Below are 14,586 nucleotides of genomic sequence, written 5' to 3'. Positions count from 1 at the left end.
CAGATATGGGCCAGCCGCCCGCCCGTCATTTCTTGGCCTTCTTGGATTTGTCGGCCACCGGGACGGGTTCCTTCTTCTTGAAGCCCGACTTGATGTTGCCGAAGATGTCCGGCTTGTGGCCGTGGCTGCGCATGATGAGGTATTGCTGCGCGAAGGTGATGATGTTGTTGGTGATCCAGTAGACCACGAGGCCCGAGGCGAAGCCGCCCAGCATGAACATGAAGATCCAGGGCATCCAGGCGAAGACCTGCTGCTGCACGGGATCGGTGGGCTGGGGGTTCAGCTTCTGCTGGAGCCACATGGTGATGCCCAGAAGGATGGGCAGGATGCCGATGAAGATCAGCGCCATGAAGCTGCCCGGCACGGGTGCATCCCAAGGCAGGAGGCCGAAGAGGTTGAAGATCGAGGACGGATCGGGCGCCGACAGGTCGGTCAGCCAGCCGAAGAAGGGCGCATGGCGCAGTTCGATGGTGACGAAGATCACCTTGTAGAGCGCGAAGAAGATCGGGATCTGGATCAGGATGGGCAGGCAGCCCGCCGCCGGATTGACCTTCTTGTCCTTGTAGAGCTGCATCATCTCCTTTTGCAGCTTCTGCTTGTCTTCGCCCGCGCGTTCCTTGATCGCCTCAAGCTCCGGCTGGAGTTCCTTCATCTTGGCCATGCTGACATAGGACTTGTAGGCCAGCGGCAGGACGAGGAATTTCAGGAAGAAGGTCAGCGCGATGATGGCGAGGCCCATGTTGCCGATCACGGCGTTGAGCCAGTGCAGGACGGCGAAGATCGGCTTCGTCAGGAAGAAGAACCAGCCCCAGTCGATGGAATCGATGAAGCCGGGGATGCCCTGATCGCGTTCATAGGCGCGGATCGTGGCCCATTCCTTGGCGCCTGCGAAGAGGCGGGTGGTGGACGAGACCGTCGCGCCGGCGGCCAGTTCCTGCACAGGCTTGCGGGTTTCGGTCTGGAAGATGTCGGCGGAGGGGACGTATTTGGTGACGGCGGTGAAGGGGACGCCCTGTTCGGGGATCAGGGTCGTCATCCAGTATTTGTCGGTGAAGCCGATCCAGCCATCGGCGCCGGCATCCACCACCTCGGCCTGCGCGCCTTCGCGTTCGACCACCGGCAGTTCCATCAGGTCGTCGTATTTCTGTTCGGTCAGGGTGCCGTCGGTGCGGCTGACCATGCCTTCGTGCAGGACGAAGAAGTTCTGGAGTCCGGCAGGCTGGCCGTGGCGGGCGACGATGCCATAGGGGAAGAGCGAGACGGCCGCGCCGCTGCCGTTCTGGACGGTGTCCGTGACGGTGAACATGTAGCGGTCATCGACGCTGATTTCGCGCGTGAAGGTCATGCCCTTGGCGTTCTGCCATTGCAGGGTGACGGGCGCGTCGGGGGCGAGCGTGCCGCCCTGCACCAGACGCCATTCGGTGCGCGCGCCGGGGACGTCTTCGGCCGCCAGGCCGGTGCCGGGACCCCAGCCGAAGACGGCGTAATAGGGGTGTTCCTGACCCACCGGCGAGAGGAGGCGGACGATGGGGGAATCCTCGGCGAGGGTTTCCTTGTAGCCCTTGAGCGAGAGGTCGTCGATCCGGCCGCCCAAGAGCGAGATGGAGCCGATGAGGGCGGGCGTGTCCACCGTGAGGCGGGGCGCCTCGGGCAGGGGTTCGGCTTCGGCCGTGGTGGCCGCGCCATCGGCGGCGGCGGGCGGCGTGGTGGCCCCTTCGGTCTGGGTGACGGCGGCGGGGGCGTTGGGATCGGCGGGCGGCGCCTCGGGCGGCGGGAAGAGCACGAACCAGACGAGGATCACGAGGAAGCTCAGCACGGTTGCGAGCAGGAGGTTCTTGTTCTGATCTTCCATGGGAGGAGACTGCCGCCGTTGGTGGAATTGGGTCAGCGCTGCTTCAACAGAAGGGGGGGCGAAAGGTCAAGGCCTTTCGCCCCTGCGGCCCGGGCGCGGGGGGCGAATGTGATCAGCGCAGGGCCGGGGGGAGGCCGTCATCCTGCGCGGGTTGGGCCATGCCGGGGGCGAGGTTGAGGAAATCGAAGATGGCCGGATCGGCGAGGTGGGAGGGGCGCACGTTCTGGAGCGCGCGGAACATGACGTTGCGGCGGCCGGGGGTGCGGGCTTCCCAGTCATCCAGCAGTTTCTTGACCTGCGCGCGTTGCAGACCTTCCTGCGAGCCGCAGAGATCGCAGGGGATGATGGGGTAGTTCATGGCGCGGGCGAATTTTTCGCAATCCGCCTCGGCCACGAAGGCGAGGGGGCGCAGGACCATGAGATCGCCGTCTTCGTTCACCAGTTTCGGCGGCATGGAGGCGAGGCGGCCGCCGTGGAAGAGGTTCATGAAGAAGGTTTCAAGGATGTCGTCGCGGTGATGGCCGAGGACGACGGCGGAACAGCCTTCTTCCCGCGCGATGCGGTAGAGGTTGCCCCGGCGCAGGCGGGAGCAGAGCGAGCAATAGGTGCGGCCCTGCGGGACCTTGTCCACCACGATGGAATAGGTGTCCTGATATTCGATGCGGTGGGGGACGCCCATCTTCGTGAGGAATTCCGGCAGGACGGTGGCCGGGAAACCCGGCTGGCCCTGATCGAGGTTGCAGGCGAGAAGGTCCACGGGCAGCAGGCCGCGCCACTGGAGTTCGTGCAGGACGGCGAGGAGGGTGTAGCTGTCCTTGCCGCCCGAGAGGCAGACAAGCCAGCGGTCGCCGCGATTGACCATGCCATAGGTTTCGATCGCCTCGCGGGTTTCGCGGACGATGCGTTTGCGGAGTTTCTTGAACTCGGTCGAGGTGGGGGCGCCGTGGAAGAGGGGGTGGATGTCGTCGAGATCGTCCAGCATCGGGCGGCCCTTCGCGCGGGGTGTCGGGAACGTGAAGGCTGCATATGCCAGAAGGGCGGGGTTTGGGCAATCCGGGCGGGGGCGGGCTGCGTATCAATGAAAAGACCGGAGGAGATGCGATGCGAGTGGTGAAGATCGTGGCGGCGCTTGCGCTGCTGCCCCTGCTGGCGGCCTGCACGGGGAAGCCTGCGTTGACGGATGCGTCGCTGTCCACGCGCGAGCTGGAGCTGGAGGAGTTCTTTGACGGGCGCCTGGTGGCCTATGGGCAGTTTCAGGATGTCTTTGGCACGGTGCGGCGGCAGTTCGTGGCGGATATCCGGGGGGATTGGGACGGGCAGCGGCTGCGGCTGGTGGAGGATTTCACCTATGAGGATGGATCGACGGAGCAGCGGGTCTGGACGCTGGTCAAGACCGGCGAGGAGACCTGGGAAGGGACCGCGCCCGGCGTGATCGGCGTGGCGACGGGGGTGGAGAAGGGCGACCGGTTCAACTGGCGCTATACGATCGACCTGCCGGTGCCCGCGGCGGATGGGACGGCAGACACGGTGCGGGTGACCTTTGACGACTGGATGTGGCTTCTGAGCGAGGATCGGCTGTTCAACCGGGCCTATATGAAGCGCTTTGGCGTGGATGTGGGGGATGTGTCGATCAGCTTCGAGAAGCTGGACTAGCGGCGCGGCGGCGGGTGTCGGAGGGGCGTTCGCCGAAATGCTGCCGGTAGGCGGCGGTGAAGCGGCTCCAGTCCCAGAAGCCGAAGCTGGCGGCGATGTCGCCGATGGACTGCTGCGGCGGGGCGGAGTGCAGGGCGCGGCGGGCCTCGTGCAGTCGTTCGAGGCGCAGGTAGGACATGGGGCCGAGGCCGGTGACGGCGGCGAGCGCCTTTTCCACCTGACGGGGGGAGAGATCGCTGTCGGCAGCGGCGGCCCGCCAGGCCTGGAATTGCAGGAGGCGGCGGGGGAGGGGCGAGGTGGCGGCCTCGCCACGCCAGCCGAGCGAGAGGCCGGCGGCGAGCGAGGCGAGCAGGGCCTGGCCGATGCGGGCGGCGGTGCCATCGCCGGGCCGGGTGGCGGTGGCGAGGTCGAGCGCGTCGCGGCAGTCGCGGCGCAGGCGGGTGGCGAGGTCGGGCGCGCGCAGGAGGCAGGCATTGGCGCCGTCCAGCGCGGCGAGCCAGTCGGCGAGGGCCGGGGTGACGGCGGGATGGGCCAGCAGGGCCGTGCGGGTGATGGCGAAGGCGGCGACGCCGCCGCCGACCGGGCTGCACATCAGGAGTGACCCGCGCGGCGGGAGGACGAGCACATCGGTCGCGGCGAAGGCCTGGCCGTTGGTGGCGAAATCCGGCCCGGAGGAAAGGGTGACGCCGAAGGTGAAGCAGTCTTCGGACCCGACGATTTCCTGAAGCAGCGACTGGTTGCCGAGTTCGACATGCAGGGCCACGTCGGGGCCGAAGAAGCCGGAGAGGAAACGGCCGCGAAAGGCGCCGGGCGTGAGTTGCAGATAGCGCTGGTCGTGGTCGATCAGGCGTTCGGCCTGGGCGTCGAAATCATCGAAGGTTTCATCGAGCAGCAGCGGCGCCTGGCGGGAAACCGCATAAGGCGGAAGGCAAGGCAATGATATCGCTTGGCTTTCCATGGCAGGTCCGGGAGTTCGGGCAGGCGTTGGGTGCAGTAACGGGCGGGCGGGCAGGGCGGTAATCTGGCGGCAGGAGCCATCTTCTGACGAGGAATAGACCATGAGACATAGCCTTGCTGCAATCGCCCTGACGGTGGGGGGGCTGTTCGCGGCCCCCGCTTTGGCCGAGGATCGCTGGATGAGCATTCCCGCCGTGCCGCCGATGCCCGCGGCGGTGGAGGCCGGGACCCTGCCGGTTAACGGGATCGAGATGTATCGCGCTGTCTATGGGCCGGAGGGCGGGACGCCCGTCCTTCTGATCCATGGCGGGTTGGGGCATGCCGACCTGTGGTCGGCCATCGTGACCGATCTGATGGCGGATCATCGGGTGATCGTGGCCGATACGCGCGGGCATGGCCGATCCAGCAATGACGGCAGCGCCTTTACCTATGACCTGCTGGGGCAAGACTACCTTGCGCTGATGGATGCGATGGGGGTGGAGAAGGTGCATCTTGTCGGCTGGTCGGACGGGGCGAATATCGGCTATGTCATCTCGCAGACGGCGCCGGAACGCTTGGCGAGCCATTTCGCCCATGCGGGGAATGTGACGCTGGAGGGGATCGACCCGTCGGTGAACGAGGATGCGGTCTTTGGCAGCTATGTCGGGATGATGGCGGCGGATTACGCGAAGATGTCGCCGACGCCGGACGGGTTTGAGGCCTTTCTCGGGGCGATCAGCACGATGTGGGGCACGTCGAAGCCGGGCGGGATGGAGGCATTGCCTGGGATCACGGTACCGACGCTGGTGGTGCAGAGCCAGTATGACGAGGCGATCCTGATGTCCCATGCCGAGGAGATCGCGGCGGGGATTCCTGGTGCGTCCTTGCAGGTGCTGCCGGATGTGAGCCATTTCGCCAGTTTCCAGGCGCCTGCCGAATATGCGGCAGCGATCCGGGCCTTCATCAAGGACAAGTGACGGGGTCAGTCCTTCGGGGCGGCGTGGCTGCGGTCGTGGTCGGGATCAGAGCCCGGCACGGGATCGTAGCCATGGCCGCCCCAGGGATGGCAGCGGCAGAGGCGGTGCGCTGTCAGGTAGCCGCCCTTGAGCCCGCCGTGACGTTCCAGCGCCTCGAGCGCATAGGCGGAACAGGTGGGCTGGAAGCGGCAGCCATGGCCGACCCAGGGGGAGAGGATCAGGCGGTAGGCGCGCACCGGGAGGGCAAGGAGGCGCGCGAGGGGGGTCATTTCGCGCGGCCCTGATGGACGGAGGCGAGGGCCATGCGAAGATCGTCGCGCAGGGCGGCGAAGTCGCGGGTGACCGTCGCCTCGGGCCGGGCAACGAGGACATAGTCCCAGCCGGGTTGGGCGAGGGGAGGCAGGATTTCGCGCACCAGCGCCCGCAGGCGGCGCTTGGCGCGGTTGCGCAGCACGGCATTGCCGATCTTCTTGGAGGCGGTGAAGCCCACGCGGATGGCGGGGCTGTCATCGCCGCGGTCGCGCCCTTGCAGCAGGAAGCCGGCCGTGCCCTGACGGCGGGCAGAGGCGGCGCGGAGGAAATCGGCGCGCTTTTGCAGGGTGGTCACGCCCGCGCAAAGCGAAACCGCCGACGGCGCGGCGGGCGCTTCGGCGGTGTCGCCTGTGCCCGTGTCCATCGGCGGTGTCATCGCGTCACCCGTGATCGGCCCGCGAAGGGGCCGGAGGGATCAGGCCGACAGGCGCTTGCGGCCCTTGGCGCGGCGCGCGGACAGGACCAGACGGCCGCCCTTGGTGGCCATGCGGGCGCGGAACCCGTGGCGGCGCTTGCGGACCAGGTTCGACGGTTGGTAAGTGCGCTTCATCGCGGCTCTCCGTATCACTCAGGCAGCGCAAATCCGACGGATTCGAGCGCCGCGTCTATTCGAAGCCCGTCCTTTACGGGCGGTTGGCGGGCAAGTCAACGCGCGGATGGGGGAATTTCTGCAACATTTCGACCGCGCAGGGGGAGGGAATGTTGCAGGACAGGCCCTTGCGATCAATGCGGCGTGAGAGGGCTGGCGCGGGCGGGGCGGTTCGGATCATCTTTCCTGCATGAGAGATGCGCCGCTTCCCCCCGCCCCCGAGGCCCCGCCGCAAGGCAAGGGCCGGATGATTCCCGTCCTTGTCCTGCTGGCCGTGGCCGGGCTTGGAGCGGTGTTCCTGCGGGATCACCTGAGTTTCGATGCGCTGGCCACGCATCGCGAGGCGCTGCTGGCCTTTCGGGATGCGCATTATCTGGTGGCGGTGCTGGTCTTTGTTCTGGCCTATGTGGGGATCGTGGCCTTTTCGCTGCCCGGGGCGACGGTGGCGACGCTGACGGGCGGGTTCCTGTTCGGGCTGTTTCCCGGCGTGCTGTTCAATCTGGCGGGGGCGACGGTGGGGGCGGTGCTGCTGTTCCTTGCGGCGCGGGCGGGATTCGGGGCGAAGCTGGCCGCGAAGATCGAGATGCAGGGCGGGCGCGTGGCGCGGCTGCGCGAGGCTCTGGCCGCGAATGAATGGGAGGTGCTGTTCCTGATGCGGGTCACGCCGATCGTGCCCTTCTTCATGGCCAATCTGATTCCGGCGCTGCTGAACATTTCGTTGATGAAATTCGTGGTGACGACGGCGGTGGGGATTGTTCCCGGCGCGCTCGTGCTGACCTCCGTCGGGGCGGGGCTGGGTGAGGTCTTTGCGCGGGGCGGCAGTCCGGATTTCGGGGTGTTCCTGGAGCCCTATGTGCTGTGGCCCATCGTCGGGCTGGTGGCGCTGGGTGTGATGCCGATGGTGGTGCGGGCGGTGCGCGCGCGGGCCGGGCGGCGGGAGGTGTGAGGGAGATGGAACGGATCGAGACGGATATCTGCGTGATCGGCGCGGGGTCGGGCGGGCTGTCGGTGGCGGCGGGCGCGGTGCAGATGGGCGCGCGGGTCGTGCTGATCGAAGGGGCCGAGATGGGGGGGGATTGTCTGAATTTCGGCTGTGTTCCATCCAAGGCGCTGATTGCCGCTGCCGCGCGGGCCGAGGCGCAGCGGGGATCGGTGGCTTTCGGGATCGGGGCGGTGGAGCCTGCGGTGGATTTCGGGGCGGTGAAGGATCACGTGGCCGATGTGATCGCGGCGATTGCGCCGGTGGACAGTCAGGAACGGTTCGAGGGGCTGGGTTGTCTGGTCATCCGCGACTGGGGGCGGTTCGTGTCGCCCCGCGAGGTGGAGGCGGGCGGGCGGCGCATCCGGGCGCGGCGCTTCGTGATCGCCACGGGGTCGCAGGCGGCGGTGCCGCCGGTGCCGGGGATCGAGGGCATACCCTATCTCACGAACGAGACGGTGTTTTCCCTGCGCGTGCGGCCGTCGCATCTGCTGGTGCTGGGGGGCGGGCCGATCGGGATGGAGATGGCGCAGGCGCATCGGCGGCTGGGATCGGCGGTGACGGTGATCGAGGCGGGCCGCGCGCTGGGGCGCGAGGACCCGGAGGCGGCGGCGGTGGTGATAGCGCGGCTGCGGGAGGAAGGGGTGGCGCTGCTGGAGGGCGCGGGCGTGGTGCGGCTGCGCGTCGTGACCGAGGGGGTGGAGGCGGTGCTGTCGGATGGCGCGGTGGTGACCGGGTCGCATCTTCTGGTCGCCGCGGGGCGGGTGCCGGTGCTGGACCGGCTGGATCTGGCGGCGGCGGGGGTGGCCTTTGACAAGCGGGGGGTGACGGTGGGGCCGGACCTGCGGGCCAAGGGCAACCGCCGCGTCTTTGCCGTGGGGGATGCGGCAGGGGGCGCGCAGTTCACCCATCTGGCGGGATATCATGCGGGGCTGGTGATCCGGCAGGCGGTGCTGGGCCTGCGGGCGCGCGTGCGGAGTGACCATATCCCGCGGGTGACCTTTACCACGCCGGAGCTGGCGCAGGTGGGGCCGATCGAGGCGGAGGCGCGGGCGGCTTTCGGCGATGCGGTTTCGGTGGCGCGGGCGGCGTTTCACCACAATGACCGGGCGCAGGCCCTGCGCGAGACGGAAGGTTTTGCCAAGCTGGTGATCCGGCGGGGCCGGGTGATCGGGGCGACGGTGGTGGGGCCGGAGGCGGGGGAGGTGATCGCGCCCCTTGCGCTGGCGGTGGCGACACGGATGAAGGTTTCGGCGCTGGCAGGGGTGGTGCTTCCCTATCCGACGCTGGCCGAGATCGGAAAGCGCGCGGCGGGGGCGCATTTCGCGCCGGCGCTGTTCGAGAACCCGCGGCTTAAGGCCTTTGTGCGGTTCGTGCAGCGGTTCCTGCCCTGAAGCGGTGCGCCTGCGGCGGGCGTCGGCAAGGTGAGTATTTGGGCCAAGATGAAGGGGCACGCGCGGGGCAAGCGGGCGGCGCGGCTGTCTTTCCGGCCAGAGCTTTGATACTCCTGCGCTGATCCATGCCGAACCGGCCTGTCTTTCCCTGTCGGAGGGGTTGCGGGCGGGGAGGGGGGATGCGTATCTCAGTCAGGGCAGCGCAGGGGGCGGTTTTTCGTGCGGATCGGGCGGGGGCGGTTCCTGAATACGCTGTCGGGGCGGTTCCTCATGCTGACCGTCGCCTTCGTCATGCTGGCGGAGATCCTGATCTTCGTTCCCTCCATCGCGCGCTATCGGGCGGATTACCTGCTGCTGCGGCTGGAGAAGGCACAGATCGCCTCGCTGGCCCTGCTGGCGGCAGAGGATGCGACGGTGGGGGCGGACCTCGAGACCGAGCTTCTGAAGAATGCCGAGGTGTTCAACGTGGTGCTGCGGCGCGACGAGGTGCGGCAACTGGTGCTGTCTTCGCCCATTCCGGCGCCGATCCATGACACCTATGACCTGCGGCTGGCGGGGCCGTGGGAGTTGATCCGCGATGCCTCGGCCGTTCTGGCCGATCCGGAGAACCGGGTGATCCGGGTGATCGGAAACCCGGTGCAGGATGCGGGGTTGCTGATCGAGATCACGATGGAGACGGGGCCGTTGCGCGCGGCGATGGTGGAATACGGGCTGCGCATCCTGTTCCTGTCGGCGCTGATTTCGGTGGTGACGGCGTTCCTTCTGTTTCTTGCGGTGCAGCGGTTGCTGGTCGGGCCGATCCGGCGGGTGGTGCGGCACATGACGGCCTATGCCGAGGCGCCCGAGGATGCGCGGCGGGTGATCGTGCCTTCGGCGGGGGTGGAGGAGTTGCGCGTCGCCGAAGAGGCGCTGGCGGCGATGCAGACGCAACTGACCGGCGCGCTGCGGCAGAAGGAGCGGCTGGCGCAACTGGGGGGTGCGGTGGCGAAGATCAGCCATGACCTGCGCAACATCCTGACGACGGCGCAGTTGTTTGCCGACCGGCTGGAGGCAAGTGCGGACCCTGCGGTGACGCGGGCGGCACCGAAGCTGGTGGGGTCGATCGCGCGGGCGGTGTCCTTGTGCGAATCGACCCTGGCCTTCGGCAAGGCGGAGGAGCCGCCGCCGCAACTGACGCGCTTTGCCCTGCGGCGGCTGGCCGAGGAGGTGGCCGAGGGCGAGGGGCTGGGGGCGGAAGTGGCGACGGTCGCCTGCCTGATCGACGTGCCGGCGGGGCTGGTGATCCGGGCGGATGCCGAGCAGTTGCACCGCGTGCTGTCGAACCTGATCCGCAACGCGCGGCAGGCCATCGAGGCGACGGGGCAGCCGGGCACGATCGAGATTTCGGGGGGCGAGGATGAGCGGGACTGGTGGATCCGGGTGGGCGATACCGGGCCGGGCCTGCCGCCGCGGGCGCGGGAGCATCTGTTCGAGGCGTTTCAGGGCGGGGCGCGGAAGGGCGGCACGGGGCTGGGCCTTGCCATCGCGGCCGAGCTTGTGCGTGGCCATGGCGGGCGGCTGGACCTGGTGCGCAGCGATGCCGAGGGGACGGAGTTCCTGATCCGCCTGCCGAAGGGGCCGGGGGCGGCGGAAGAGGAATAGGGTCGCATGATTTTCCCCTTGCGCCCCGCGAAGGCGGGGGCTAAACGCACCGCCACGACGGACCCGTAGCTCAGCTGGATAGAGCACCAGACTACGAATCTGGGGGTCGGGCGTTCGAATCGCTCCGGGTCCGCCACTTACCCTTGATATTGTTGGATTTTTCGGGCTGACTTGTCCGATACCCAACATAAAACCCATCAAAGCGAAAACGCTTGGTCAGTCGGGGGAAACATTCTCACATTTCCGTCGTTACAGTTTGATGCACTGGGGATACGCCCCATATGCGTCTTGTAAACGTAAAGTGGACAGAAACGTTGGTTTGTGGGTAGATCAACACAGCGGAAAGGGTCCGCAGAATGAAAAAATCCAATTTTGCCGCAGGTTTACCTGTCAAGGTGATTCGGGTGTTGCGGTCGGAGCGAGCAATGGCAGTCCAAAAGATAGCCTTCACGGGTGGCGGACGTGGCAGCAAGCCAACTTCGTTCCCGCCCGAAGCATCGTGCGACTTTGACGAAGTGAAGGTCAAAGACATTAAGGCTTGGCAGGGCAACCTTGCCGAAGAGTTCGGATTCGGCAACGGCAAGTGGGTTGCTCTGGATGGTGGCAAGTAACCAGCCTTGGTGGGTGAACAGTCCACCGAGGATTTATGATGTTGTAACTGGCTTCTTTCCGGAAACTCAACCTTCTGAGAAGTGGCAGACAAACCCCCGCCCCCTCTTGGTCCTTGGCGTTTTTGCGAACACAGAAACGGGCCTTCGCGTTTGTCGCGTGGCGTATGGAACAACTAAAAGAGTGTTCGACGGCCATCCGACGGACCTTGCCATAGGCAACCTCGTCGCACTCGATGAGCTTGGGCTAGAGCGGCCTACTCGATTTGTCATAAGCGGCGGGGAGCATATGGCTCTGATGCCGTGGCTTCCACGGTTTTTCCAGCCGTGGCGAGGTAAAGCTTCTCCCCGTCTAGGGAGGCTAAGCGATGAAATGGCCCGATACGTCGGCGCACATGTGGCGACTCTCAATAACCTACCTTCGCCATAGAAGCCTTCCTGCATTGAGCAAACCCCGGCGCGCTATGGCCTGCGGCCTCAGGGTAATCTTAGGGTGCCGCCCCTATCTCGCGCGCGCGTATTGGTCACTCTGCCCTTAGTGGGCGCGCCCATTGCCGCCGCGATGATGCTGGGGGCCAGCGGATCAGCCAATCGCCCCGCGAAGTGATATCCGAAAAATCTTCGCGCCCTGTCGCGCGCGCGTATCGCTTAACCAAGGCGCGCCCCCTCGCCTTAGTGCAATCTCAGTATCCCGCCCCCTCGCGCAGCGGCGGAAGGTTCGGCCACCTTACCGCAAACTTACCTTGTTCCTTTCCCTGATAACGGAAAGCCGGGGGGGGGCAGATCGGCGGTGTTTCCTGCATCCGGAAAAGCAAAAGCCCCGCGCTGGGCGGGGCCTCCGATACTGTGCATGACGGAAACCTCCATGCTGCAACCCACGTCGTTGCCGGGTTCCGCTTATCTTGGCCGTCTATGACAGTGTCGGGAGGGCCTTTGGGTCAGGCCATCTCCTGCGGTCGTGCTTGGCGTCTCTTAGCACCAGTCAGGGTGAGCAATCCAAGCCCGGAAACCAACAGAACCATGCCCGCAGGCAGCGGCACAACGGATGGCACCCCTTCACCCGTCACTTGCACAACCTGTCTATAGGCAAACGAAAAAGGAGTGATACTGAACGCCTCGCAATAGTCTGGCGGATAGAACTGGTTGAAGTAATCCGGCTGCAAAATGGAAATGACTGTGCTGGGGCCTGACACCGAGACGGATCCACTCACAGTCCGGGTTTCGCCAAACTCACCGCTTGGGAACAGTCGGCACTCGACTTCGCGAGAATATCCGAAGGCCAGACTGGAAAGGGCGTTTCGTCTGTAGTCGAAGTCGATGCTGAAGAAGGCATCGCTTGCCCCAAACGCACTAGAGTTCACGGACACTCCCCATTGTCCCGGTCCGCCGGAAAAGTTCCCAGCGGCGGCTTGGTAGGATGAAACCTCGTCACTGGATATCCGCCCATCATCATTTGCATCGAACGCCTGGAACGCCCCGAAGAATGTCAACGGGCCGCTGCCTTGAAACTGGAAGGTGGTGGCATCTGCTGATGTGGCGGCGTTAGCTGCGAAAATAACAGCGAGAAGGCCCAAAACCCTTTGCATGAAAATCTCCCCCGAATCTGCTTGAATGGTCGCTGAGGGCACGCACGGCAATCAAGCGGTTTCGACCAACCCGAAACGAAAAGGCCCCGCACCGGGCGAGGCCTCCGAGTATTGGGCATGTCGGAAAGTGTCAGGCGGCTTGCGGTGTCTTCGCCGCATCCCATTCGGCCTGATGGCAGTCGCGCGCCTGCTGTATCACCTCACGCAGGACGTCCATCAGGGTCAGCAGCGCACTCATTTCCGGCGAACCATCGGTGACTTTGTCCGATGCGAGGGCGAGGTCATGAAGCGCCAGCGCCATACCTTCGGCGCGGATAAGCTGCCATTCCGTAGCGTCGTAGGCTTCCCGGTTCAGCATGTCACGCCCCCCACCAGTGTCCGCAGTTCGGCCCACAGGGCAAGCGAAGGGACGGAACGGTCGTTGATATCGCCGTAGTCCGCGACCATCGCAACCTTGGCGGCGAGTTCCGGCGCGGTCGTGGCGGGCATCGCAAGGATGCGGGATTGCAGATCGGCCATCCGGGCTTCGGCTTCGGAAAACTCCGCATCGGTGATGCCGTGCGAATTGGCGAAGGCTTCGGTTGCCTTCCACTCGGCATAGAGCCGCAGGATTTCGCTTTCGGTCGAAGCCCCGGCGAAGCTGGGCGCAGCAAGCGCGGCCAGTGCCAGCGGTGCGGTGAAGGTTTCGCGGCGGTTCATTCTTGGTCCTCCTGATATGCCCATTCCGGGCGGTTAAGCGGCGCGCTGGGCCAGTTCCCGGCGCAGGGTGGAAAGCCGTTCCTGACGCTGCCACCCAAGGCGAGCATCGCAGTTTTCGAGTGTCAGGACTTCGGCCCGCAGTTCGGCGGTCGGCACGGTCGAGAAGATGGAAGGCACGGCAGCACGGGCGGCGGTCAGCCTGTAGTCAGCCCATGCGGCACGAAGGTGCTTTGCGAAGATGGCGCGGCGCTCTGCTGCCGTCGTGGCACGGCGGCTGCCGTAGGTCTTGCCGGGGGTCCAATCGTAGACCCAACGGAATGCAGCATCAGACTTTGTCCAAGCCCAAGCACGGCGAACGATGGCGGCGCGGTCGATACCCATTCTTGCTACTCCGTTTGCATTTTCGCTTACCATGTATCATATATGGGGCAGGGATTGGCTCATGTCAATTACCCTGTAAGCGAAAACTGTAACAAGGTATGCAGATGAAGCCGGAACAGCTACGGATGGCGCGGGCGGCGCTGGGCCTCGGAGTGCGGGAATTGGCCGAATTGGCCGGGGTTTCCTTCACCACGGTCAACCGCTTTGAAACGGGCAAGAGCGGGTTGCAGCACTCAACCGCAGAAGCCCTGCGTATTGCCCTAGAGGCGAAGGGGGTGCAGTTTCTTGAGGCGGGGGGCGTCTCGGCAGGGCCGGGTGTGGCCGTTAGAGGTGGTGCAGCATGAAGTTTGACGACTTCGACAACGGAACAACTGAAGCAATCCGAAGCCTGCGGCGTGAGAACACGCTTACTTGGGCCGTTGCGCTGGGTCTCAGCGCGGGGGGCAGCGCGCTCATCCCGGAAATCACCAAAGGCGAAAGTGCTATCCTTGTTGCCGTGCTGCTTATCGGTTCGCTCATTCTCCAAGAGGTTCGGCGGGTGCGGATTGATGCGCTCGGCAAAGAGCGGGCGCAGCTATATCAAGCATTCCGGGCGATGGAGTTGGACAAAGAACGCTATTGATTGGATCGACCACCTCAGCAAGGCTCAAGGGGCGTTTTGGTCTGCTTGCCGAAGAGAGAGCCGCCTTGAGAATACCCCTTTTAAGCGCCCTGCTATTGGCAGTAAGCGCCACCTCTGCCCTCGCATCGTCCCTAACCTGTCGGTTTGAGAGCGTTGAAGACCTTGCTGGCCGTGACCGCACAACCGGGACTGTTGTCCGCACCGCAACAGCGGTAATTTTGGAGTATGACAGCGGGACTTGGACGCAGACCTTCATTTGCCCCCGCTCTGCTTATGCCTGTGAAGGTGAGAAAAACGGCATCCGAACAGATGTAGATTTTTCCTATCCCGGCTTCATGATAATCGTGACACATTACA

18 protein-coding genes and 1 tRNA gene are annotated in these 14,586 nt (G+C 65.4%); 9 read left to right on the top strand and 10 right to left on the bottom strand.

Annotated features, from left to right (window positions below):
* Positions 1–25: 25 nt before the first annotated feature.
* Complete coding sequence (gene yidC / locus C0V75_RS13085; RefSeq protein ID WP_101921412.1) at positions 26–1,852, bottom strand: membrane protein insertase YidC; 1,827 nt, start codon at positions 1,850–1,852, stop codon at positions 26–28.
* A 112-nt stretch (positions 1,853–1,964) separates the two neighbouring features.
* Positions 1,965–2,834 carry a tRNA 2-thiocytidine(32) synthetase TtcA gene (gene ttcA / locus C0V75_RS13080; protein ID WP_101921411.1) on the bottom strand — a complete coding sequence of 290 codons (870 nt, stop codon included), beginning with the start codon at positions 2,832–2,834 and terminating at the stop codon, positions 1,965–1,967.
* Between the two features lie 119 nt (positions 2,835–2,953).
* Between ttcA and C0V75_RS13075 the strand changes: the two genes are divergently transcribed.
* Complete coding sequence (locus C0V75_RS13075; RefSeq protein WP_101921760.1) at positions 2,954–3,505, top strand: DUF3833 domain-containing protein; 552 nt, start codon at positions 2,954–2,956, stop codon at positions 3,503–3,505.
* Here the strand turns inward: C0V75_RS13075 and C0V75_RS13070 are convergent.
* Positions 3,483–4,442: a helix-turn-helix domain-containing protein gene (locus C0V75_RS13070; RefSeq protein WP_158241845.1), complete on the bottom strand. Its 960-nt coding sequence runs from the start codon at positions 4,440–4,442 to the stop codon at positions 3,483–3,485. The genes C0V75_RS13075 and C0V75_RS13070 overlap by 23 nt on opposite strands.
* A gap of 121 nt (positions 4,443–4,563) precedes the next feature.
* Here C0V75_RS13070 and C0V75_RS13065 point away from each other — a divergent pair, with 121 nt between their 5' ends.
* Positions 4,564–5,418 carry an alpha/beta fold hydrolase gene (locus C0V75_RS13065; protein WP_101921409.1) on the top strand — a complete coding sequence of 285 codons (855 nt, stop codon included), beginning with the start codon at positions 4,564–4,566 and terminating at the stop codon, positions 5,416–5,418.
* Between the two features lie 5 nt (positions 5,419–5,423).
* Here the strand turns inward: C0V75_RS13065 and yidD are convergent, their stop codons facing one another.
* From yidD to rpmH, 3 genes are read right to left on the bottom strand one after another with little or no spacing between them, the layout of a single operon-like run.
* Positions 5,424–5,687: a membrane protein insertion efficiency factor YidD gene (gene yidD / locus C0V75_RS13060; RefSeq protein ID WP_101921408.1), complete on the bottom strand. Its 264-nt coding sequence runs from the start codon at positions 5,685–5,687 to the stop codon at positions 5,424–5,426.
* On the bottom strand, positions 5,684–6,106 hold the full coding sequence (gene rnpA, locus C0V75_RS13055; protein ID WP_101921407.1) for a ribonuclease P protein component: 423 nt from the start codon (positions 6,104–6,106) through the stop codon (positions 5,684–5,686). Before rnpA ends, yidD begins: the two co-directional genes overlap by 4 nt.
* Before the next feature lie 39 nt (positions 6,107–6,145).
* Positions 6,146–6,280, bottom strand: coding sequence for a 50S ribosomal protein L34 (gene rpmH, locus C0V75_RS13050; RefSeq protein WP_101921406.1), 135 nt, complete (start codon positions 6,278–6,280; stop codon positions 6,146–6,148).
* A gap of 286 nt (positions 6,281–6,566) precedes the next feature.
* Between rpmH and C0V75_RS13045 the strand changes: the two genes are divergently transcribed.
* The 5 genes from C0V75_RS13045 (at position 6,567) to C0V75_RS13025 (ending at position 10,944) form a co-directional block, all read left to right on the top strand.
* Positions 6,567–7,265, top strand: coding sequence for a TVP38/TMEM64 family protein (locus C0V75_RS13045; protein WP_254216469.1), 699 nt, complete (start codon positions 6,567–6,569; stop codon positions 7,263–7,265).
* A gap of 5 nt (positions 7,266–7,270) precedes the next feature.
* Positions 7,271–8,692 (top strand): NAD(P)/FAD-dependent oxidoreductase, encoded by a 1,422-nt coding sequence (locus C0V75_RS13040; RefSeq protein ID WP_101921404.1) that lies wholly within the window; start codon positions 7,271–7,273, stop codon positions 8,690–8,692.
* Between the two features lie 270 nt (positions 8,693–8,962).
* Positions 8,963–10,333 carry a HAMP domain-containing sensor histidine kinase gene (locus C0V75_RS13035; RefSeq protein WP_101921759.1) on the top strand — a complete coding sequence of 457 codons (1,371 nt, stop codon included), beginning with the start codon at positions 8,963–8,965 and terminating at the stop codon, positions 10,331–10,333.
* Positions 10,334–10,392: 59 nt separating this feature from the next.
* Positions 10,393–10,469, top strand: a tRNA-Arg gene (locus tag C0V75_RS13030).
* A gap of 220 nt (positions 10,470–10,689) precedes the next feature.
* Positions 10,690–10,944, top strand: coding sequence for a hypothetical protein (locus C0V75_RS13025; RefSeq protein ID WP_101921403.1), 255 nt, complete (start codon positions 10,690–10,692; stop codon positions 10,942–10,944).
* Between the two features lie 935 nt (positions 10,945–11,879).
* Here the strand turns inward: C0V75_RS13025 and C0V75_RS13020 are convergent.
* The 4 genes from C0V75_RS13020 to C0V75_RS13005 all read right to left on the bottom strand — a co-directional run bounded on the left by C0V75_RS13020 (position 11,880) and on the right by C0V75_RS13005 (position 13,607).
* Complete coding sequence (locus C0V75_RS13020; RefSeq protein WP_101921402.1) at positions 11,880–12,527, bottom strand: hypothetical protein; 648 nt, start codon at positions 12,525–12,527, stop codon at positions 11,880–11,882.
* Between the two features lie 130 nt (positions 12,528–12,657).
* A complete protein-coding gene (locus tag C0V75_RS13015; protein ID WP_101921401.1) occupies positions 12,658–12,885 on the bottom strand; it encodes a hypothetical protein in 228 nt (75 codons plus the stop codon).
* Positions 12,879–13,226: a hypothetical protein gene (locus C0V75_RS13010; protein ID WP_101921400.1), complete on the bottom strand. Its 348-nt coding sequence runs from the start codon at positions 13,224–13,226 to the stop codon at positions 12,879–12,881. The genes C0V75_RS13015 and C0V75_RS13010 overlap by 7 nt, the downstream gene beginning before the upstream one ends.
* A gap of 33 nt (positions 13,227–13,259) precedes the next feature.
* A complete protein-coding gene (locus C0V75_RS13005) occupies positions 13,260–13,607 on the bottom strand; it encodes a hypothetical protein (protein WP_101921399.1) in 348 nt (115 codons plus the stop codon).
* Positions 13,608–13,711: 104 nt separating this feature from the next.
* On the opposite strand from C0V75_RS13005, the gene C0V75_RS13000 reads away from it, so the two are divergent.
* A complete protein-coding gene (locus tag C0V75_RS13000; RefSeq protein WP_101921758.1) occupies positions 13,712–13,951 on the top strand; it encodes a helix-turn-helix transcriptional regulator in 240 nt (79 codons plus the stop codon).
* Complete coding sequence (locus C0V75_RS12995) at positions 13,948–14,229, top strand: hypothetical protein (protein WP_101921398.1); 282 nt, start codon at positions 13,948–13,950, stop codon at positions 14,227–14,229. The genes C0V75_RS13000 and C0V75_RS12995 overlap by 4 nt, the downstream gene beginning before the upstream one ends.
* The last annotated feature ends 357 nt before the right edge of the window (positions 14,230–14,586 follow it).

The sequence above is a fragment of the Tabrizicola sp. TH137 genome, assembly GCF_002855575.1.
Lineage (GTDB): Bacteria > Pseudomonadota > Alphaproteobacteria > Rhodobacterales > Rhodobacteraceae > Paragemmobacter.
This window is presented reverse-complemented; position numbering and strand designations above follow the sequence as displayed.

Bases quoted from the DNA above. Each gene is read 5' to 3' on its own strand.
- C0V75_RS13040 (WP_101921404.1), top strand. From the start codon at position 7,271: ATGGAACGGATCGAGACGGATATCTGCGTGATCGGCGCGGGGTCGGGC.
- C0V75_RS12995 (WP_101921398.1), top strand. From the start codon at position 13,948: ATGAAGTTTGACGACTTCGACAACGGAACAACTGAAGCAATCCGAAGC.
- C0V75_RS13045 (WP_254216469.1), top strand. From the start codon at position 6,567: ATGATTCCCGTCCTTGTCCTGCTGGCCGTGGCCGGGCTTGGAGCGGTG.
- C0V75_RS13005 (WP_101921399.1), bottom strand. From the start codon at position 13,607: ATGGGTATCGACCGCGCCGCCATCGTTCGCCGTGCTTGGGCTTGGACA.
- C0V75_RS13015 (WP_101921401.1), bottom strand. From the start codon at position 12,885: ATGCTGAACCGGGAAGCCTACGACGCTACGGAATGGCAGCTTATCCGC.
- ttcA (WP_101921411.1), bottom strand. From the start codon at position 2,834: ATGCTGGACGATCTCGACGACATCCACCCCCTCTTCCACGGCGCCCCC.
- rpmH (WP_101921406.1), bottom strand. From the start codon at position 6,280: ATGAAGCGCACTTACCAACCGTCGAACCTGGTCCGCAAGCGCCGCCAC.
- C0V75_RS13025 (WP_101921403.1), top strand. From the start codon at position 10,690: ATGAAAAAATCCAATTTTGCCGCAGGTTTACCTGTCAAGGTGATTCGG.
- C0V75_RS13020 (WP_101921402.1), bottom strand. From the start codon at position 12,527: ATGCAAAGGGTTTTGGGCCTTCTCGCTGTTATTTTCGCAGCTAACGCC.
- C0V75_RS13000 (WP_101921758.1), top strand. From the start codon at position 13,712: ATGAAGCCGGAACAGCTACGGATGGCGCGGGCGGCGCTGGGCCTCGGA.
- yidC (WP_101921412.1), bottom strand. From the start codon at position 1,852: ATGGAAGATCAGAACAAGAACCTCCTGCTCGCAACCGTGCTGAGCTTC.
- C0V75_RS13065 (WP_101921409.1), top strand. From the start codon at position 4,564: ATGAGACATAGCCTTGCTGCAATCGCCCTGACGGTGGGGGGGCTGTTC.
- C0V75_RS13035 (WP_101921759.1), top strand. From the start codon at position 8,963: ATGCTGACCGTCGCCTTCGTCATGCTGGCGGAGATCCTGATCTTCGTT.
- rnpA (WP_101921407.1), bottom strand. From the start codon at position 6,106: ATGACACCGCCGATGGACACGGGCACAGGCGACACCGCCGAAGCGCCC.
- C0V75_RS13075 (WP_101921760.1), top strand. From the start codon at position 2,954: ATGCGAGTGGTGAAGATCGTGGCGGCGCTTGCGCTGCTGCCCCTGCTG.
- C0V75_RS13010 (WP_101921400.1), bottom strand. From the start codon at position 13,226: ATGAACCGCCGCGAAACCTTCACCGCACCGCTGGCACTGGCCGCGCTT.
- yidD (WP_101921408.1), bottom strand. From the start codon at position 5,687: ATGACCCCCCTCGCGCGCCTCCTTGCCCTCCCGGTGCGCGCCTACCGC.